Source organism: Azoarcus taiwanensis (assembly GCF_012910885.1).
In the GTDB taxonomy this organism is placed as follows: Bacteria; Pseudomonadota; Gammaproteobacteria; order Burkholderiales; family Rhodocyclaceae; genus Azoarcus_F; species Azoarcus_F taiwanensis.
Genome location: NZ_WTVM01000015.1, coordinates 1 through 18,680, shown reverse-complemented (window position 1 = coordinate 18,680; position 18,680 = coordinate 1). Strand labels below are relative to the sequence as shown.

Genomic DNA, 18,680 nt, shown 5'->3' with positions numbered 1-18,680 from the left:
CTGCCTACCCACGCAAGACAATCGACATGAAAGTACTCGTTATCGGATCCGGAGGCCGCGAACACGCGCTGGCCTGGAAGCTTGCCCAGTCGCCAAAGGTTACCCGGGTATTGGTCGCCCCGGGTAATGCCGGCACCGCACGCGAACCACTGCTCGAAAACGTACCGGTCACGGACATCGCCGAGTTGGTCGAGCTCGCCCGCCGCGAGGGCGTGCAATATACCGTCGTCGGCCCGGAAGCGCCGCTCGCCGCCGGTGTGGTCGACGCCTTCCGCGAGGCGGACCTGCCAATCTTCGGTCCGACCCGCGCAGCGGCGCAGCTCGAGAGTTCCAAGGATTTCGCCAAGCAGTTCCTGGTCCGGCACAAGATTCCGACGGCACGCTATCAGACCTTCTCCGACGCCGCTGCAGCGCATGCCTACATCGATGCGGAAGGCGCACCCATCGTCATCAAGGCCGACGGCCTGGCTGCAGGCAAAGGGGTCGTCGTGGCGATGACCGTCGATGAAGCGCACGCGGCAATCGACATGATGCTGCTCGACAACAGGATGGGCGACGCCGGCGCCCGTGTCGTCATCGAAGAATTCATGCGCGGCGAAGAGGCGAGCTTCATCGTCATGGCCGACGGCCGGAACGCCCTCGCCTTGGCAACCAGCCAGGACCACAAGCGACTCCGCGATGGCGACGCAGGGCCAAACACTGGCGGCATGGGTGCGTACTCGCCCGCTCCGGTGGTCACGCCGGAGGTTCACGCGCGGGTCATGCGCGAAGTCATCAACCCGGCACTGGCTGGGATGAGTGCCGAGGGCATGCCCTATACCGGCTTCCTGTATGCAGGGCTGATGATCGACGACGCCGGGCAGCCGCGTGTGGTCGAGTTCAACTGCCGCATGGGCGACCCGGAAACCCAGCCGATCATGATGCGCCTCAAGTCCGACCTGTCCGACCTCATCGAGGCCGCGATCGCCGGGCGGCTTGATGAGGTCGAGGCCGAGTGGGACCGGCGGGTCGCGCTTGGTGTCGTGCTCGCCGCCGCCGGCTATCCGGAATCTCCGCGCAAGGGGGATCGCATCACTGGCCTGCCCACCGCCGCATCCGAAGACAGCCATGTCTTCCACGCGGGCACCGCCCAGTCGGGCGAGGACATCGTCACTGCAGGCGGCCGCGTTCTGTGCGTGACCGCGCTCGGCGACAACGTCCGGACCGCGCAGAAATGCGCATACGACCTGGTGGACGCGATCATGTTCGAAGGTCGGCAGTATCGCCGCGACATCGGTTTCCGAGCAGTCGCCCGCAAGCCCTGACCGACACACAGTGAAAGCCCCTCACAAGCTGCATTGACACGATGAGTATCGATACCCAAGCCGTCAAGGCCTACCTTCTGAACCTTCAGCGCGCCATCGTCGAACGCTTCGAGGCCTTCGATGGCAAGCCGTTTCATGAGGACGCCTGGGAACGCCCCGGAGGGGGCGGCGGGATCAGCCGCGTCATCGAGGAAGGCAACTTCTTCGAACGGGGTGGGGTGAATTTCTCGCATGTCTTTGGCAAGGCACTGCCGCCTTCGGCCAGCGCCCACCGTCCGGACCTTGCCGGCAAGGGCTTCGAGGCCATGGGCGTGTCACTTGTGTTCCATCCGCGCAATCCCTATTGTCCGACGGTCCACATGAACGTGCGTTTCTTCATCGCCGGCGCGGGCGAGGACAATCCGGTGTGGTGGTGTGGCGGCGGCATGGATCTCACACCCTACTACCCGTTCGAGGAAGACGTGCGTCACTTCCACGCTACCTGCCGCGACGCAGTGCTGCCCTTCGGTGGTCGCCCGGAGTACGAGCGGCTCAAGCGGTGGTGTGATGACTACTTCTTTCTCAAGCACCGCAATGAAGCGCGCGGCGTCGGTGGTTTGTTCTTCGACGATCTGGGCGCCGACGGCACTCGCGATTTCGAGCATTGCTTCGGTTTGATGCGAAGCGTCGGAGACGCCTTCGTGCCGGCCTATCTCCCGATCGCGGAGCGTCGCCGCGACACCCAGTATGGCGAGCGGGAGCGAGATTTTCAGGCTTACCGCCGTGGGCGGTACGTCGAATTCAACCTGGTCTTCGACCGGGGCACCTTGTTCGGCCTGCAATCTGGCGGTCGAACCGAATCGATCCTGATGTCGCTGCCACCCATCGTCAAGTGGCGCTACGACTGGGCGCCGGCTGCCGGCTCAGCAGAAGCGCGCCTGTACAGCGACTTTCTGACACCGCGCGACTGGGCATAAGGAATCGTAGCCCGCGTTCGCCACAGGGGCGGACGTTCGGAACAACTCGGTCAGAGCATGTGAGGCCGTCAAGCCTCGAGCGCAAGTTGGGCAGCACGCGCAAAATGTGCTTTCGCCTCCGCCGGATGCTCGGTGGCTTCGAAGAGCTGACCCAACGCGAGATGCGTTTCTGCACGCGCATCAAGCGCAAGTGAGCGCTCGAGATAGCTCTGCGCCTTGCCCCAGATCTGGGCGACCATGCACTGCTTGCCAAGCGCGAAAAGCAACCCGGGGTCATCCGGCTGGCGGTTCAGCCATTTCTCGGAGCGCGAGAGCGCGTCGCGTGCCTCTTCACCCTCACCGGAGCACAGCGCATAACGTCGGGCCAGCGCGCTGTCCCACTCACCATCAAGCAGCCGCTCAACGTCCTTGCGCGCCACCGCTCCCTTTCCGCCTTTAGCGAGAATCGGCAGCGCCTGGAACACCAACTCCCGATCGGCATGATCCGGTTTGCCGAGCTTGCGCCAATAATCGGCCAGAGGCTCCGGCTGATCAACCATGGACTCGAGGGTCGCCAGATGCGCAGCACGAACGAGTGCCCGCCCCTCCTCGGCCCCGATCGCCTTGTTGGCCAGCAACTGACGCACCAGGTCGGGTACAGCTTTCCAATCGCCGCGGGCGCGCGCAAGGTCGAGCTGCAAACGATTCGCCGCTACGCTCGAGTGGTCCCCCTTGCGCAGGGTGGCCAGTGCCTCTTCAGCCGCGTCCCAGGCGCCCTCTGCGGTCGCCAGTTCGGCTTCGGTCAACAAGGCGGCGGTCCGACCGCCCTCGGCGGACATAGCCTTGTCAATCCACTCCCGATACGCGCGGTCGTCACGCTGAGCATGGGCCGCCCGTGCCGCGAGCAAGGCTGCCTCGACCCCGGCATCGCCGGCGCCGTATGCGATCCGAGCCTGCTTGCCTGCATCAGCGAAACGCCCCTCGAAGAGTGCGCGCAAAGACTCGCGCGCTGAGCGCGCGGCCTTCTCCTGCCGGCGCCGGCTTCGATAAGCGCCCACTCGTCCAGGAAGATCCAGCGTGCGGCTCACCAGACGCATGAGGAAATAGAGCAGGAAGAAACCCACAACAAGCGCGACAACCGTCAGGTTCAATGAGGCCTGCAGACGCCACGGGGGAAGGACCACGAGCACGTAGCCTTCGTTGGCTCCGGCAAACATCGCCAGACCGGCGGCCACGGCGAACAGAGCAATAATCCAGATCAGGGCACGCATGGCAGATCTCCTCAGCGTGCCGCTTCGTCAGTGCCGGACTCTTCCGAGGACGGCGACTCGGCTTCGACGCCCCTGGCCTGCAACACGCGCAGCGCGGCAAAAGTGTCGGTCAGGGTTGGGAGCTCCGCCCGGATCGGGGTCGCGGCCAGTTCGCCAAGCTCGTCCAGCGTGCGTCGGACCTGGTCGCTACCGCCGTCGAAGTAGCGCTCCAGCCAGTCACGCGCACGCTCGATGTCGGTCACATAGGTACGGCCATCGCGCGCAAGAAGCGCCAGCCGCGCGGTGAGCAGACGAATCTTGACGTTCTCTCTCAGATAGTTGCTCTGCTCTGGGCCCAGCAACACTGGGTCTGCGTTGTCGAGGCGCTCGAGCCGAACCATGCCCTTGACCTCGCTCCAAATGTCGGCGCCCAGCGCGCGCAGGAAGCCGAGCGTTCGGCCCACCACATCGTCCTCCTCACGCGCACGCTCGATCTCGGCCTCACGCTCGGCGGCCAGCTCGGCCAGTTTGACCTCGAAGGCCAGCGGCAGGCTGTCGACGCGCTCGAGCACCAGCTCGAGACGCAGGGCGATACCCGATACATCAACTTGAGGATGTGCCTTGAGCGCTTCGATATCGCGCACCAATGCCCTGCGCAGAGGCTGCAGATGACCGAACTCCGGCGCCGCAAGCCGTGCTTCTGCGCCCTGCAGCGCGATCAAAGCCGCTTCGAAATTGCCGGCTAGCTGGAGTTGCTGGCCGGCAATCGTGATCGCCTGCTCGAGCTCAGCGAGCACCTGATCTCCACGCGAACGGGTGGACTCGCGATACAGCAACTCGAGCGTCGCTGCCTGACCTTCCATGGTGCCAACCTGGGATTCGAGTGCGCCAAAGCGCCCCTGAAGCGTACCCAGCCCTTCATTGTTCTGTCGCACCAGCGCCCTGACCTCGGCGATCGCGGTTTCACCGCCGGACAGGCGCTGCGCCACCTCCTGACGAATCTCGCCGGTCGCCAGGCGCAGCTCATAAACCTGCCAGCCGAGCACCGCCGCCGCAATCAACGCAACCAGAGCCAGAACGAGTGCAACCGGCCCGCTCTTGCCGGGCCGCTGCTCGGCCGGGGCTTGTGGCGGCTTGCCGCTACCACCGTCTTCGGCGGTTTTCGTCGGAGCATTCTTGTCGGCATCACTACCGGCTTTGGCCAATCCAGCGTCCTTGGCAACCGAACCGGCTTTCGACGCGCCAGCATCCGTCTTCGCTGGAATATCCTTCGGCGTCTTGTCGCCTGGCTGGGCTGCCGGGCCGCCCTTGACGGCATCGGGTTTGACGCCTTCCGTCTTGTCAGACGAGGCCTTCACAACCTCGGCGGCCTTCTCTGGATCCGTGGGTGTCGGCGGGCTGGGCTTGCTGTCCGGCGTAGGCCTGGCGTCAGGCGTCTGCGGAACGGCGTCTCCCTTGACTGGGTGCGCCTCCTTAGCCGCTGGCGATTGCGCCGGGCTGACTGCTGGCTTGCTCGCCGGCGCCGCGATCTCGTCCTTCTTGACGCTCTTTTCAGCGTCGGCACTCTTGTTCTTGGGCGACTCCATCTTCCCCCCGATCGAAGTCCGCGCCGCCTTGTCGGTGACCGGCGGCCTGGTCAGCGCTGGTTTCTGCCGTTTCATTATGCAAGTTTAACCCAGAAAAAGATGAGGACCGGCGTGCGAGAAACGCTGCAACCTGCCCCGGCAACGTCGATTCCGGCACCGCCGGCGTCATTTCCCACCGAAGAATGCTTCAAGCGCGAGCAGCAGGCCCGCATCCCCCGCGCCAGTCTCGATGACCTGCCTGAACCCGGCCTCACGGGCGAAACCGGCGATCCGCGGATGTGGCACGAAAACCGGAACCCGACTCAGACAATCCAGTCCTTGCTGTCCCAGCAGATCGGCGAAATTGCGCACACCCTCGCTGCTCGTAAGCGTGATCGCATCCAGATGCCCCAGCGCCGCCAGATCCGTAAGCACCGCAGGATCCGCATCTGGACAGTATCGGCGGTATGCGGTGACATGAACGACCTCGGCACCATTCGCCCGCAAATACTGGCCGAGCAGCTCTCGTCCACCATCGCCGCGGAAGATAACCACGCGTTTGCCTCGCACCGCCTCCGGAGAGAACGCCGGCAGCGCAATCACCGCCTCGGTGTCGAAGCCCGATTCCGGAGCGATCACATGATCGAATCCGTAGTCCGCTAGGGCGCGCGCGCTGCCAGCCCCCACGGTCGCCACCGCGACGCCCTCAGGCCAGCCGCGGCGCGCGAGAATTGCATCGAGCGCGAGCCTGACCGCATTCGGGCTGACGAAGAAAGCAAGGTCGAAATCCTGCAGGTCGCGACACGCGGCCTCTAGCCCGGCGGCATCCGCGGCGGGAGCGATCGCCAGGACCGGAAACAACACCGGTTCCGCACCGCGCGCGCGCAGGGCATCGCACATCGCCCCGGCCTGCTCGAGCGGGCGGGTGACGACCACATGGCGTCCGGAAAGCGACATGGTTGCGGGCTTGTGAGCTTCAGCCCAGCGCCGCGAGGATCTCGTCCGCGCCACGCTCGCGCAATTCGGCGGCCAGCGCGAGACCCAGTGCCTCGGCGTTCTCAGGGGCGCCTTCGCGCTCTACCCGCACGAAGCGGCTGCCGTCCGGCAAGGCTACGAACCCGCGCAACCAGAGCTTGCCCTCACGCATGATCGCGTAGGCACCAAGCGGCACCTCGCAACTGCCGCCCAGCGCCCGCGACACCGCACGTTCTGCGATCACACAGGCTGCCGTCTCGTTGTCATGCAGTGGCGCGAGCCAGGCCGCGATATCCTCGCGGGCGGAAAGGCACTCGATGCCCAGCGCACCCTGCCCAGCGGACGGCAACGACACCTCGGCCGGCATTTCGCTGCGAATCCGGTCGGAAAGACCGAGGCGTTTGAGGCCTGCCGCGGCAAGAATGATCGCGTCGTATTGCCCCTCATCGAGCTTGCGCAACCGGGTATCGAGGTTGCCACGCAGACTGGTCACTGCAAGATACGGGTAGTTTGCGTGGACCTGCGACTCCCGGCGCAGCGACGAAGTACCGACCACCGCGCCCGGCGGCATGTCGGCGAGGCTCTCGTAGCGGTTCGAAACGAAGGCATCCAGCGGGACCTCGCGCGCACTGATGCATGGCAGCGCGAACTCGTCCGCGAGCATCATCGGCACGTCTTTCATGGAGTGCACTGCAATGTCGGCGCGGCCGTCCAGTAGCGCGGTTTCCAGCTCCTTGACGAACAGACCCTTGCCGCCCACCTTGGCCAATGGGCGGTCGAGAATCTGGTCACCACGGGTAGTCATGCCGAGCAGCTCCACCTTGCAGGCAGGATACAATTTCTCCAGCCGCGCTTTGACATGCTCGGCCTGCCATAACGCCAGACGGCTTTCACGGGTTGCGATGACGATACGTTCGGGCTGCGCGGCTTGGGTTGTATTCACTTTTATTGACTCGTCGCTTGGAGATTCGATGAAGCGCCTGCTTTGGGGCAAATACGCCGGCTCGGCGTTTGGTCCGACACACTCCGCGCAGACAGGCGCCGCCCTGAATTTGGCCCGCATTCTATCATGGGGGCCATCTGCCCTTTTTGCGTCGCCCTTGCCCGCGAGCAAAGACCAGGCCGCGGAAACACATAAGATAGCCACCCCGTAGTCGCGCTGTTCCGACAGCGCGCAGCAATGATGCCTAACACAGAGGACGCCGGAAAATGATGCAGGACAAGGACGCCCCGCTTTTTGACGATATCCGCATGCTCGGTCGCCTGCTGGGCGACACGATCCGCGACCAGCAGGGCGCGGCGACCTTCGATCTCATAGAGCGGATTCGCCAGACCTCGGTGCGCTTCCGACGCGACGAGGACATCACCGCGCGAGCCGAGCTCGAAGCCCTGCTCGACGCCTTGTCGCGCGAGCAGACCATCCAGGTTGTGCGGGGCTTCAGCTATTTCTCGCATCTCGCAAACATCGCTGAGGACCAGCATCACATCCGGCGTGCACGCGTGCACAGCATCGCTGGCTCGAGCCCCCGCCCCGGAAGTCTGTCTCGCGCCCTGGACGATGCCTTTGCCGCCGGCTACGACGCCGCCGCGCTGCAGACCTTCTTCGACACCGCGCTGATCGCGCCGGTGCTGACTGCGCATCCGACCGAGGTGCAGCGCAAGAGCATCCTCAACTGTCAGGCCGAGATCGCCCGTCTGCTGGACACCCGCGACCGTGTCCAGCTCACGCCCGAAGAACTCGCCGACAACGACGAGGCTTTGCGGCGCGCAGTGCTCACGCTCTGGCAGACCCGGATGATGCGCCCCGCTCGCCTGTCGGTCATCGACGAGGTCAACAACGGCCTCTCCTACTACGGTTCGACCTTTCTGCGTCAGTTGCCGCGCATCTATGCAGCAGTCGAGGATAGCCTGTCGCAGGCCGCTGGCACCGCGAGTTCACCGGAGCTTGCGCCGTTCATCCGGGTCGGCAGCTGGATCGGAGGCGACCGGGACGGCAACCCCTTCGTCACCGCCGACATACTGGAGCGCACGCTGCGCATGCAGGCGACGGTCGCACTGGGCTTTTATCTCGACGAACTGCACGCGCTCGGTGCCAGCCTGTCGCTGGCCGTCGGCCTGATCAGCGTCTCGGAAGCACTCACGGCGCTGGCCGGCGATTCGCCCGACCACTCACCGCAGCGGAACGACGAACCCTATCGTCGGGCGATCAGCGGCATCTATGCGCGCCTCGCCGCAACCCATGAGGCCTTGCTCGGTTACGCGCCGACACGCCACGGCATAGGTGACGCGGCCCCTTACGACGGGCCGGACGAACTGGCCGCCGATCTCGACATCATTCACCGCTCGCTCACCGCCAACGGGTCGGTCGCACTCGCGCGTGGCCCGCTGCGTCACCTGCGGCGGGCTGTCGGGGTGTTCGGCTTCCATCTGGCGCCAATCGACTTGCGTCAGAACTCCGATGTCTTCGAGCGAGTCGTGGCCGAGCTGATCGCCACTGCCAGCCCGGAGGCCGACTACCTGGCACTGAACGAAGATGCGCGCATCGCGCTGCTACTGGAGGAGATCGCAACCGCCCGCCCTCTGGCGTCCCCGCACGTGCACTACTCGGACGAGACCGAGTCGGAGCTCGCGATCTTCCGTACCGCACGTTTGACTCACCAGCGTTTCGGCACCGGTGCGCTGCCCAACTTCATCATCTCCAAGACCGCGAGCGTCTCGGACCTGCTTGAGCTCGCGCTACTGCTCAAGGAGGCCGGCATTCTGCGACCGCGTGAAGCTGCGCTGGACGCCAACATCATCCCGCTCTTCGAAACCATCGAAGACCTCGAGGCTGCCCCGGCCGTCATGGATCGCTTGTTCTCGCTGCCGGGCTACATGTCGCTGCTCGCTTCGCGCGGCCACGCGCAGGAGGTGATGCTGGGCTATTCGGACAGCAACAAGGACGGCGGGTTTCTCACCTCCGGCTGGTCGCTGTACAAGGCCGAGCTCGGGCTGGTCGAGATCTTCGCCCGACACGGTATCCGTCTTCGCCTGTTCCATGGCCGAGGCGGATCGGTGGGCCGTGGCGGCGGGCCCAGCTACCAGGCGATTCTGGCGCAGCCAGGTGGTGCGGTACAGGGTCAGATCAGACTGACCGAACAGGGTGAGGTCATAGCAGCGAAATATGCCAACCCGGAGGTCGGCAGACGCAATCTCGAGGTACTGGTCGCAGCCACGCTCGAAGCCACCTTGCTCGCGGATCGCAGCGCGGCGCCCGACCCGGCCTTTCTCGAGACCATGCAGCGGCTGTCGGATGACGCCTTCGCGGCCTATCGCGGGCTGGTTTACGAGACCGACGGCTTCGAGCGCTATTTCTGGGAGTCGACCGTGATCTCGGAGATTGCCGAGCTCAACATCGGCTCGCGTCCGGCGTCCCGCAAGAAGAGCACCCGTATCGAGGATTTGCGCGCCATCCCGTGGGTATTCAGCTGGGCACAGTGCCGACTGATGCTGCCTGGCTGGTACGGTTTTGGCAGCGCGGTCAAACAGTGGCTGGACAGCCGGCCGGCCGACGGGCTCGAGCACCTGCAACGCATGCACCGCGAGTGGTCCTTCTTCGCCATGCTGCTGTCGAACATGGACATGGTACTGGCCAAATCCGATCTCGCGATCGCTTCGCGCTATGCCAAGCTGGTCAAGGACGAGGCCTTGCGGGAAGCAATCTTCGGTCGCATCCGCAGCGAATGGCAGGCCACGGTAGACGCCCTGCTGGCGATCACCGGCCAGGCCGAGCTGCTCGACGACAACCCGCTGCTCAAGCGCTCGATCCGCAACCGCTTTCCCTATCTCGACCCACTCAACCATGTGCAGGTCGAGCTGCTGCGCCGCCACCGCGAAACCCATGACGACGACCGCATCCGTCTCGGCATCCAGATCTCGATCAACGGTATCGCCGCTGGCCTGCGCAACAGCGGGTGAGCTTACAATTTCAACGCCTGCTTCACCGCCGGCCATTGCCGGCGGCTCACAGGCAGGCGCGTTGCGCAGTCTTTGAGCAGGACCACCCACTGTCCCTCACCATCGCGTTCCACGCCGACCACCGCATCGCGCGCGACCAGGCAGTTGCGATGCAGCCTCAGAAAGCGCTCGCCGAACTCCTCCTCGAGCTGCACCAGCGACTCATCCAGGAGATACTCCTGATCAACCGTGCCGGCTGTCACGTACTTGAGCTCGGCCCGCAGAAAACGCACCTCGGCGACTGGCACCAGCAAAATCCTGCCTCGCTCGACGACACTGAAATGCTTGCGCTCACGCGATGAAAGAGCAGCCAGCACCTCAGGACCCGCCGGCTTTGCTTTTCGCACCTTGTGCAGTGCGTCGGCAAGCCGGCTCGCCCTCACCGGTTTGAGCAGATAGTCCACCGCGGCCAACTCGAAAGCCTCTACAGCATACTGATCGTACGCGGTGGTGAAGATTACCGCCGGCGGCGCAGGCAGCCGCGCGACATGCCTGGCCAGCTCGACCCCATCCATGACCGGCATGCGCACATCGGCGAGCACGACGTCCGCAGGACGCACCTCGAGCAGACGCAGCGCCTCGACACCATTGCCCGCCAGCCCGACAAGCTCGTTAGGCTGTTCCTGCGCGATGTCGGCGAGCAAATCCCGCATGCGACTGCGCGCCGGACCCTCGTCATCGACGATCAACACCTTCAGCGCCTCGGTCACCGCTCGCCTCCCTTGCTCATCACGATTTCCGCTTGACCGGCAAGGTGATCACCACATGGTATCGCCCGCCATCGGCGTCGACCTCGAGCCGCGCCTCAAGGTCGTAGAACAGCATCAAACGCTCACGGATATTGTCGAGCGCCATGTGATTGCCGGCATGGTGACTTTGCGCATCGACCACGCGGTTCTCCACCTCGATGCGAAGCTGGCCACCGCTGGATGACACCCCAACCTTGACCGGCGCCACCTCGGCGGCAGGTTCCACTCCGTAATAGACTGCGTTCTCGAGCAGGGGCTGGAGCAACAGAGGCGGCACCAGCGCATCGTGTGGCGCATCGGCAGTCGCCCACTCGACGACGAGTCGCTCGCCGAGGCGCAAGCCCTCGATATCGATATAGCGCTCACACAAGGCGAGCTCATCGGACAGCGGCACCAGCTCGCGATTGTCCCGAATCAACGCCCGAAACAAATCGGCCAGCTCCTCGAGCGCACGCTCGGCACGCCGGGGATCACTACGGATCACGCCAAGCACTCCATTGAGCGCGTTGAACAGAAAGTGGGGCCGGATGCGGGCGGTCAGCGCCAGCAGGCGCGCCTCGGCCAGCGCAGGCGAGAAGCGCCGCGCACGCCAATCGAAATAGGCCAGCGTCACCGCGGCGGCGCCAACCGCCCACGCCGCCTCGCGAAAAAGCTGCTCAGCGTCGCCATGACCCAGCCACCAGCCAACGAGGAAGGCGACACCGACCACCACCGCACCGATGCCAGCCGCACCAGCGAGCGGACTCCGCTCACGCAGAACCGGTTGCAGCAAATAGAGGACGAGCACCGCCATGAAAAGGGGTAACTCCAGCCGGCCCGCCATCTCGACGATCGCCGCGGCAAGCCGGGAAAGGTCCGGTTCGGCGATCAACACGGTTAGCAGACCCATGAGGTTGACCAGGAGCAGAATGCGCAGCAGAACGCCGAGGTTGCGGAAATCCGGCAAACCCGGGCGTATCACGGTCGGCTGGGGCTTTTGCTTTATACTTTGGACCATTTTCGCTCACGCTGCCTCACACACCTGCATGCGGCTTGCACAACGACTCAGAATATCATGACATCCAACTCCACCTCCTCCTCCGACAAGGCTTGGTCCGGGCGTTTTTCCGAGCCGGTATCGGATCTCGTCAAGCGCTACACCGCTTCGGTCTTCTTCGACCAGCGCATGGCGATGCAGGACATTCGCGGCTCGATCGCGCATGCGAAGATGCTCGCGCGCCAGTCGATCATCAGCGAACAGGATTTCGCCGACATCGAGCGCGGCATGGCGCAGATCCGCGGCGAGATCGAGCGGGGCGAGTTTCCCTGGAACCTCGACGACGAAGACGTCCATCTCAACATCGAAAAGCGCCTCACCGCACTCGTCGGCGATGCAGGCAAGCGCATGCACACCGGCCGCAGCCGCAACGACCAGGTCGCGACCGACATCCGCCTGTGGCTGCGCGACGCCATCGACGACATCCTTGGCCTGCTGCGCCAATTCCAGATCAACCTGCTGTCGCTCGCCGAAACTCATGCCGACACACCGCTGCCAGGCTTCACCCATCTGCAGGTCGCGCAACCGGTCACCTTCGGCCATCACCTCATGGCCTACTACGAAATGACACGGCGCGACGCCGAGCGCTTCGCCGATGTGCGCAAGCGGGTCAACCGCCTGCCGCTGGGTAGCGCGGCACTGGCCGGCACGAGCTTCCCGATCGACCGTGAATTCGTTGCCCGCGAGCTCGGCTTCGACGAGATCTGCGCGAACTCGCTCGACGCGGTCAGCGACCGCGACTTCGCAATCGAGTTCTGCGCTGCCTCGTCATTGCTGATGATGCATCTGTCCCGCATGTCGGAAGAGCTCATCATGTGGATGAGCCCGCGCATCGGCTTCATCGATCTGGCTGACCGCTTCTGCACAGGCTCCAGCATCATGCCGCAGAAGAAGAACCCCGACGTACCGGAACTGGTGCGCGGCAAGACCGGCCGGGTCAACGGTAGTCTCATCGCGTTGCTGACGCTGATGAAAGGCCAGCCGCTGGCATACAACAAGGACAATCAGGAAGACAAGGAACCTCTGTTCGACACGGCGGACACCGTCATCGACACCTTGCGCATCTATGCCGACATGGTCACCGGCATCCGGGTCAAGCCCGAGGCAATGCGTGCAGCCCTCACCCAAGGTTTCGCCACTGCCACCGACCTGGCGGATTACCTGGTCAAGAAGGGCCTGCCCTTCCGTGACGCCCACGAAGCGGTCGCCCTCGCAGTGCGCGCCGCCGAGCAAAGCGGGCGAGACCTGCCGGATTTCTCGCTGGACGAACTGCGCGCCTTCTCGCCGCTGATCGGCGACGATGTCTTCGCAGTGCTTACCGTCGAGGGTTCGCTCGCGGCACGCAAACACCCTGGGGGCACCGCACCTGAACAGGTCAGGCAAGCGATCGCCTCTGCCCGGTCAAGACTGGGCTGAGGTAGAAGTCGGCCATGGGCGCGGTCCAGAAGATCGGCAAATACGAGATCAAGCGCCTGATCGGCGAGGGGGCCACGAGCATGGTCTACCTCGCCTGGGACCCCTTCGCACAGCGAGAGGTCGCTCTCAAGCAGTTGCATCCGGAGATGCTGCGCGACAAGGATCGCGGCCGCCTCTACCGCCACCTGCTGATGAACGAGGCCTCCCTCGCCGGCAAGCTGCACCACCCGCACATCGCCGCGATATATGACGCCTCGGTGCTCGACGACGAAGCCTACGTGGTCATGGAGTACGCGCCCGGCGGCACGCTCGAGGCCTTCACCACGCCGGACAGACTGCTGCCCTTCGAGCGACTCGTCGAGATCATCTTCAAATGCACGCGGGCGCTGGACTATGCGTTCCACCACGGCATCACGCACCGGGACATCAAACCGGCCAACATCCTTCTAGTCGACCCGGAAGGCCAGGACATCAAGCTGTCGGATTTCGGCGCTGCCTTTCACACCGCGAGCGACACCACGCAGGTCGCCGGCGTGGGTTCGCCAGCGTACATGTCGCCACAGCAGATCCGGGAGATGCCGGTCGATCAACGCACCGACATCTACTCGCTCGGCGTTGTCATGTACCAGCTGCTCACCGGCCGGCTGCCGTTCGAGGGTGAGACCAATTACAGCCTGCTTTACCGCATCGCCAACGAGCTGCCGCCACTCCCCTCCGAGGTTCGCCCCGACGTGCCGGTTGCACTCGACACCATCGTCCAGCGCGCCATGGAGAAGGAGATCGAGCACCGATACCAGGACTGGAGCGAGTTCTCGCACGATCTCGCCCAGGCGTTCCGCAACCGCAGCCTGATGGCCGACAGGCTGGCCATACCGGAAACTGAACGCTTCCAGACGCTGCGCGAACTCCACTTCTTCCGCGAGTTCAGCGACGTCGAGATATGGGAGATCATCAGCTTCTCGAAGTGGGACCGGGTCCAGCCCGGCACCTTGATCATGAAGGAAGGGGAAACCGGAGATCATTTCTGCTTTCTCGCCGAGGGCGAAGCCCGGGTCAAGAAACGCGGTAAACTGCTCAATCTGCTCAGCGCCGGCGATTGATTCGGCGAAATGGCCTTGTTCTCGGCCGGCGGCGGAGCTCGCTCGGCGTCGGTCGAGGCCTTCACTCCGGTCAACGTCGTGCGCATCAGCGCCCGCTCGTTGCAGCGCGCCTCCGACACCTGCCGCATGCACTTCTACAAGGCGTTTCTCGAAGTTCTGACCACGAGGCTATCGCTGGCCAACGCCAGAATCGCCAATGTCTGACCCGGATTGCCTTGCTGCCATCGAGGCCGCGATCCGCTCCGCGAGCGGCAACGCCTTCACGCTGGAGAGTGCCCGTCCGGTCTCCGGCGGCTGCATCAACCAGGCCATGGTCGTCGAAGGCGGGGGACTGAGCTACTTCGTCAAGCTCAACCGCGCGACGGCGGCCGACATGTTCACAGCTGAAGCCGACGGCCTGGCCGCAATCGCCGCTACGGGCACATTTCGCGTGCCGGCGGTGGTCGCCTCGGGCAAGAGCGACGACCGCGCCTTTCTGGTCCTTGAACACCTCGACCTGCGACCTCTGGCGTCGGCACAGGACGGCGAACGTTTCGCCGAAGCACTCGCCGCAATGCACACCGTCGAAGGCGAGCACTTCGGCTGGCCGCGAGACAATTACATTGGTAACAGCACGCAGCACAACACCGAAAGCGACAACTGGGCGCGCTTTTTTGCCTTGCAGCGCATCGCCCCCCAACTTGCGCTTGCGCGGAGCAAAGGCTACGAGGGCGAGCTGCAACGCCTCGGCCAACGCCTCATCGACCGCATCCCCGCGCTGTTCCTGGACTACCGACCGCACCCCTCACTACTGCATGGCGACCTCTGGCACGGCAACGCTGCGATGACCGCAGATGGCCAGGCTGCCCTATTCGACCCGGCAGTCCACCACGGCGATCGTGAATCGGATCTGGCAATGAGCGAACTCTTCGGGGGGTTTCCGGCGAGCTTCTATGCCACGTATCGCCGCGCTCTCCCGCTTGATCACGAATACGAGACACGCAAACATCTCTATGCGCTGTACCATGTCATGAATCACCTGAACATTTTCGGGCGCGGCTATCTCAGCGAAACTCTGCGATTATGTCGACGTCTCATGTAGCGTGTCACGCTGGACACAATGTGAGACTTGCTTGAATACGGGGCGGGATGAACACTGTCGGTATTTTTTACACCGCTGCAGGCTCGATGAATGAATGCAAGCCGATGCAGCCGAAACCGGCAGTTCAGATCGTTGATTTTACAGCGCATTATTTTGTTTCGGCATAAATCTTGCTTCGTTCGGATGACGACAGTACGACCCGGCCCAAGAAATGCGGCGTTGGCTGGTTTAGACAGCTGGGGATGATCGGCAACGAAGTCGGGCATATTGCATACAGGTTCTGGCATGAAACAAAACTCACCTGACGTTGAATCGAACAGCCCCGAGAACCGGGTTGCGCGGAGGCGTTTGCTGCAGGGCGCAGCCTCGTTGCCGCTGGTCATGAGCATAACCAGTCGGCCGGCATGGGCAGGCGGCAACCGTTGCTCCCCGTCTGCACTTGCGTCAGCGGACCTCTCGGGGCGCCATGACTTCGAGGGCTGCGGCAAGTCGGCTGGTTACTGGCGGAACAAGCAGCACCTCTGGCCGATGAACATATCCCCTAGCGACGATTTCGTGTCCATTTTTGGCGCCGTGCCCTACAACGGCAAGGTGCTTTATGAAGGCAGCAGCCTGGGGGAAGTCATACTGCTAAGCGGCAACAGTCCTGGTGGTGGCAACCTGATGAATCTTGGCCTGCCTCTGGTTGGCGCTTTCGTGAACGCCAACGCTTTCCCTCCCGATGATGGTCGGCCCGGGTTTCCATACACTGCGACCGAAATCGTCGATATGTACAGACAACTCGCAGACGTCAGCGCCATCGGCGGCGACGAGGCGGTAAGGAAAGCAGCCGAAGACCTGAAGGACACGCTGGACGCAGCCAACAACATGTATGATGGTCTCACCAACTGGCCTTGAACGTAGAACCTGAATATGTGATCGACGCCGAAAGGTTTGCCTGGCGTTCATGGGCTGGGGATGTAGTGATCTTCGACAGGCTGTCCGGCGACTCATGGATGATGGAGCGCCCCGCTGGCCGTATTCTAGAATTCATCGCGGAGCGGGGATCGCCGTCGTTTGCGACAAAGCGTGATTGTGCAGTGGAGCGCGCCTCCCTCTCGGCCGAGTCCGGACGTGAGGCCGATGAAGTCCTTGCAACACTGATTGAACTCGGCATTCTGATTCGTTTTGAAAATACGCGATCTGTCGATTGAAGGCATCGATGCACGCCTGAGGGCAGATGGCCTGCGTATCGAAACCGGCCCATTCATATTCAACATCGCCAGCCGAGCCAGAGGCGTCGCTGAGGCGCTCCATGCTCTGTACAGCGACTTCCGGACCTACCCGGCTGAAGGCTTTTCCGACTTTCATGTCAGCGTGCGCCTTGCAGGAGGCTTGCGTCGTCTGCTGCGGCCCCAGTCGATTTTTCAGCTGGACGGCATAACCCCTTTCAAACCTCTTCCGGGCGAGCAAGCCTTCGCGATGCTCGAGTGGGGAATGAACTGGTGCATCTACACGCACGCGCACCAGTACCTCATCATCCATGGCGCGGCTCTCGAGCGAAACGGTGAGGCACTTGTGCTACCTGCACCATCGGGATCGGGAAAAAGCACGCTGTGCGCGGCACTCATGAATCGTGGCTGGCGCCTGATGTCGGACGAGTTGATCCTGATCGACCCGAAGGACCTCAAGCTTCGCGCGCTCAGCCGCCCTGTCAGCCTCAAGAACCGCTCCATCGACGTGCTTCGCGACTTCGCGCCGGACGCTTACATCAGCACTCCGATTCGTAATACGTCGAAAGGCACGGTGGCACACATGAGACCTTCTCGGGACAGCACAGAACGCATTGGCGAACATGCTTCCCTACGCTGGGTCGTGTTTCCGCGGTTCGAGGAAAAGGCGCCACTCAGGCTGAACGCCATTGGCAAGGCAGAGATGTTCATGGCGCTCGCCGACAATGCGTTCAACTACACCGTGATGGGGGAACTCGGCTTCTCGGCACTGGCGAGCCTGGTCGATCAGGCGAGCGGCTTTCGCGCAGACTATGGCTCGCTTGAAGCAGTCATCACGGCTCTGAATGACACACTCGAGCCTGCACCATGAGCCAACGCGCGAATCTGCTCGTTACGAGCCTTCTTGAACCCGAGACGATTGAAAGCCTGAGGCTTGAATCATGGGATATTTTGATACGACAGGCCCGTTCGGCTCAGTTGCTCGTCCGCCTGGCCGCTCAATTGTCGGGAACAGGCCTGCTCGAGAAGGTCCCGGAGCACCCACGGCAACACCTGGTCGCCGTCCTCGCTTTGCATGCACACCAGCAGTTGGCGGTTCGCAGGGAGATCGAACACCTTCTTGACGCATTCGAGGGCCGCGGACTACGCCTTGTTCTCCTCAAAGGCGCGGCCTATGCAATCGCCGATCTACCGCCGGGTCGCGCCAGACTTTTCGCTGACATCGACTTGCTGGTGCCGAAGTCTCGTCTGCGAGACGCTGAACTCGCATTGATGTCACATGGCTGGTCTTCCGCCAATCACGACGCCTACGACCAACGCTACTACCGTGAATGGATGCATGAACTGCCCCCGCTCATGCATTTGACGAGAATGAGCACGATCGACGTGCACCACAATCTCGTCCCCAGCACCGCCCCGATTCACCCTGACGCCACACGTCTGCTTGACGATGCCGTACCCTGCCTCGGCAGGCCCGACATCTTTGTGCTCTCGCCCAACGACATGATCTTGCACAGCGCCGTGCACCTGTTTCATGACGGGGAGTTCGAGAATGCGCTTCGCGACCTTTTCGACATTCGCGATCTCGTAAGTCACTGGATGCAATCTGAGGGTAGCTGGATCTCGCTGGCGGAGCGCGCCCGCGAACTGGAACTGGAGCGCCCACTGGCTTACGCGCTCCGCTATCTGCAAAAACTGCTGCACACGCCTGTGCCCACGGAGCTCTCCGACTTCAAGATGCACACGGGTGCCGGCCTGAAGTGGAAGGTGCTCGACGCGATTTTCGAGCGGGGGTTGCGGCCACCGCATCCGAGCTGCAACGACCGGCTGAGCACATTCGCACGGTCGATCCTCTATGCGCGCGGACACGCCTTGCGAATGCCACTACCTCTTCTCGTTCCTCATTTGATGCGCAAGAGCTTGATCCGGTGGAATGGGCACCTCGAATAACGCGAGGTTTTCGTTGAATCCCGCCGCCAAACAATGACAGCGACCGAACTCGGTTCAATTTCTCCGGCAAATCACCGCTTTTCTCTGCGGTGTCGCCCCGTTTTCTCTTCGA

At 63.3% G+C, this 18,680-nt stretch carries 17 protein-coding genes; 11 read left to right on the top strand and 6 right to left on the bottom strand.

The annotated features are described in order from the left end of the window. The first annotated feature begins 26 nt into the window (after positions 1-26). Both purD and hemF read left to right on the top strand, forming a co-directional pair. Positions 27-1,304, top strand: a complete 1,278-nt coding sequence (purD, locus tag GPA21_RS04030; RefSeq protein ID WP_168986931.1) for a phosphoribosylamine--glycine ligase — start codon at positions 27-29, stop codon at positions 1,302-1,304. Positions 1,305-1,345: 41 nt separating this feature from the next. Then, the gene (gene hemF, locus GPA21_RS04025) at positions 1,346-2,260 is read left to right on the top strand and encodes an oxygen-dependent coproporphyrinogen oxidase (protein WP_168986930.1); all 915 of its coding nucleotides are present in this window, start codon (positions 1,346-1,348) and stop codon (positions 2,258-2,260) included. A 68-nt stretch (positions 2,261-2,328) separates the two neighbouring features. Here the strand turns inward: hemF and GPA21_RS04020 are convergent, their stop codons facing one another. The 4 genes from GPA21_RS04020 to hemC form a co-directional block, all read right to left on the bottom strand. Next, positions 2,329-3,510 (bottom strand): heme biosynthesis HemY N-terminal domain-containing protein, encoded by a 1,182-nt coding sequence (locus GPA21_RS04020; protein ID WP_168986929.1) that lies wholly within the window; start codon positions 3,508-3,510, stop codon positions 2,329-2,331. Between the two features lie 11 nt (positions 3,511-3,521). Further along, positions 3,522-5,150, bottom strand: coding sequence for a uroporphyrinogen-III C-methyltransferase (locus GPA21_RS04015; RefSeq protein WP_168986928.1), 1,629 nt, complete (start codon positions 5,148-5,150; stop codon positions 3,522-3,524). Between the two features lie 90 nt (positions 5,151-5,240). Continuing rightward, positions 5,241-6,011 carry a uroporphyrinogen-III synthase gene (locus GPA21_RS04010; RefSeq protein ID WP_168986927.1) on the bottom strand — a complete coding sequence of 257 codons (771 nt, stop codon included), beginning with the start codon at positions 6,009-6,011 and terminating at the stop codon, positions 5,241-5,243. A gap of 19 nt (positions 6,012-6,030) precedes the next feature. Continuing rightward, entirely contained in the window at positions 6,031-6,972 is a 942-nt protein-coding gene (gene hemC / locus GPA21_RS04005) for a hydroxymethylbilane synthase (RefSeq protein WP_339379809.1), read from the bottom strand. A gap of 266 nt (positions 6,973-7,238) precedes the next feature. Between hemC and ppc the strand changes: the two genes are divergently transcribed. Next, positions 7,239-9,986 carry a phosphoenolpyruvate carboxylase gene (gene ppc, locus GPA21_RS04000; RefSeq protein ID WP_168986925.1) on the top strand — a complete coding sequence of 916 codons (2,748 nt, stop codon included), beginning with the start codon at positions 7,239-7,241 and terminating at the stop codon, positions 9,984-9,986. Positions 9,987-9,988: 2 nt separating this feature from the next. Here ppc and GPA21_RS03995 read toward each other — a convergent pair whose 3' ends face one another. Together GPA21_RS03995 and GPA21_RS03990 are read right to left on the bottom strand one after the other, a co-directional pair. After that, positions 9,989-10,735 carry a response regulator gene (locus GPA21_RS03995; protein ID WP_168986924.1) on the bottom strand — a complete coding sequence of 249 codons (747 nt, stop codon included), beginning with the start codon at positions 10,733-10,735 and terminating at the stop codon, positions 9,989-9,991. Positions 10,736-10,754: 19 nt separating this feature from the next. Beyond that, positions 10,755-11,771 carry a sensor histidine kinase gene (locus tag GPA21_RS03990; RefSeq protein ID WP_168986923.1) on the bottom strand — a complete coding sequence of 339 codons (1,017 nt, stop codon included), beginning with the start codon at positions 11,769-11,771 and terminating at the stop codon, positions 10,755-10,757. A gap of 57 nt (positions 11,772-11,828) precedes the next feature. On the opposite strand from GPA21_RS03990, the gene argH reads away from it, so the two are divergent. The 8 genes from argH (at position 11,829) to GPA21_RS03955 (ending at position 18,568) form a co-directional block, all read left to right on the top strand. Further along, the gene (gene argH / locus GPA21_RS03985) at positions 11,829-13,226 is read left to right on the top strand and encodes an argininosuccinate lyase (protein ID WP_168986922.1); all 1,398 of its coding nucleotides are present in this window, start codon (positions 11,829-11,831) and stop codon (positions 13,224-13,226) included. Positions 13,227-13,240: 14 nt separating this feature from the next. Continuing rightward, a complete protein-coding gene (locus GPA21_RS03980; protein ID WP_339379808.1) occupies positions 13,241-14,326 on the top strand; it encodes a protein kinase domain-containing protein in 1,086 nt (361 codons plus the stop codon). A 9-nt stretch (positions 14,327-14,335) separates the two neighbouring features. Next, entirely contained in the window at positions 14,336-14,530 is a 195-nt protein-coding gene (locus tag GPA21_RS21240; protein WP_339379807.1) for a cyclic nucleotide-binding domain-containing protein, read from the top strand. Beyond that, positions 14,523-15,407 carry a fructosamine kinase family protein gene (locus GPA21_RS03975; RefSeq protein ID WP_168986921.1) on the top strand — a complete coding sequence of 295 codons (885 nt, stop codon included), beginning with the start codon at positions 14,523-14,525 and terminating at the stop codon, positions 15,405-15,407. The genes GPA21_RS21240 and GPA21_RS03975 overlap by 8 nt, the downstream gene beginning before the upstream one ends. A gap of 285 nt (positions 15,408-15,692) precedes the next feature. Beyond that, positions 15,693-16,304, top strand: a complete 612-nt coding sequence (locus tag GPA21_RS03970; RefSeq protein WP_168986920.1) for a hypothetical protein — start codon at positions 15,693-15,695, stop codon at positions 16,302-16,304. Further along, complete coding sequence (locus GPA21_RS03965) at positions 16,301-16,600, top strand: HPr-rel-A system PqqD family peptide chaperone (protein ID WP_168986919.1); 300 nt, start codon at positions 16,301-16,303, stop codon at positions 16,598-16,600. Before GPA21_RS03970 ends, GPA21_RS03965 begins: the two co-directional genes overlap by 4 nt. Then, positions 16,575-17,489 carry an HprK-related kinase A gene (locus GPA21_RS03960; protein ID WP_168986918.1) on the top strand — a complete coding sequence of 305 codons (915 nt, stop codon included), beginning with the start codon at positions 16,575-16,577 and terminating at the stop codon, positions 17,487-17,489. The genes GPA21_RS03965 and GPA21_RS03960 overlap by 26 nt, the downstream gene beginning before the upstream one ends. Then, on the top strand, positions 17,486-18,568 hold the full coding sequence (locus GPA21_RS03955; RefSeq protein ID WP_168986917.1) for a nucleotidyltransferase domain-containing protein: 1,083 nt from the start codon (positions 17,486-17,488) through the stop codon (positions 18,566-18,568). The genes GPA21_RS03960 and GPA21_RS03955 overlap by 4 nt, the downstream gene beginning before the upstream one ends. Positions 18,569-18,680: the final 112 nt, after the last annotated feature.

Bases quoted from the DNA above. Each gene is read 5' to 3' on its own strand.
- purD (WP_168986931.1), top strand. From the start codon at position 27: ATGAAAGTACTCGTTATCGGATCCGGAGGCCGCGAACACGCGCTGGCC.
- hemF (WP_168986930.1), top strand. From the start codon at position 1,346: ATGAGTATCGATACCCAAGCCGTCAAGGCCTACCTTCTGAACCTTCAG.
- GPA21_RS04020 (WP_168986929.1), bottom strand. From the start codon at position 3,510: ATGCGTGCCCTGATCTGGATTATTGCTCTGTTCGCCGTGGCCGCCGGT.
- GPA21_RS04015 (WP_168986928.1), bottom strand. From the start codon at position 5,150: ATGAAACGGCAGAAACCAGCGCTGACCAGGCCGCCGGTCACCGACAAG.
- GPA21_RS04010 (WP_168986927.1), bottom strand. From the start codon at position 6,011: ATGTCGCTTTCCGGACGCCATGTGGTCGTCACCCGCCCGCTCGAGCAG.
- ppc (WP_168986925.1), top strand. From the start codon at position 7,239: ATGATGCAGGACAAGGACGCCCCGCTTTTTGACGATATCCGCATGCTC.
- GPA21_RS03990 (WP_168986923.1), bottom strand. From the start codon at position 11,771: ATGGTCCAAAGTATAAAGCAAAAGCCCCAGCCGACCGTGATACGCCCG.
- argH (WP_168986922.1), top strand. From the start codon at position 11,829: ATGACATCCAACTCCACCTCCTCCTCCGACAAGGCTTGGTCCGGGCGT.
- GPA21_RS03980 (WP_339379808.1), top strand. From the start codon at position 13,241: ATGGGCGCGGTCCAGAAGATCGGCAAATACGAGATCAAGCGCCTGATC.
- GPA21_RS21240 (WP_339379807.1), top strand. From the start codon at position 14,336: ATGGCCTTGTTCTCGGCCGGCGGCGGAGCTCGCTCGGCGTCGGTCGAG.
- GPA21_RS03975 (WP_168986921.1), top strand. From the start codon at position 14,523: ATGTCTGACCCGGATTGCCTTGCTGCCATCGAGGCCGCGATCCGCTCC.
- GPA21_RS03970 (WP_168986920.1), top strand. From the start codon at position 15,693: ATGAAACAAAACTCACCTGACGTTGAATCGAACAGCCCCGAGAACCGG.
- GPA21_RS03955 (WP_168986917.1), top strand. From the start codon at position 17,486: ATGAGCCAACGCGCGAATCTGCTCGTTACGAGCCTTCTTGAACCCGAG.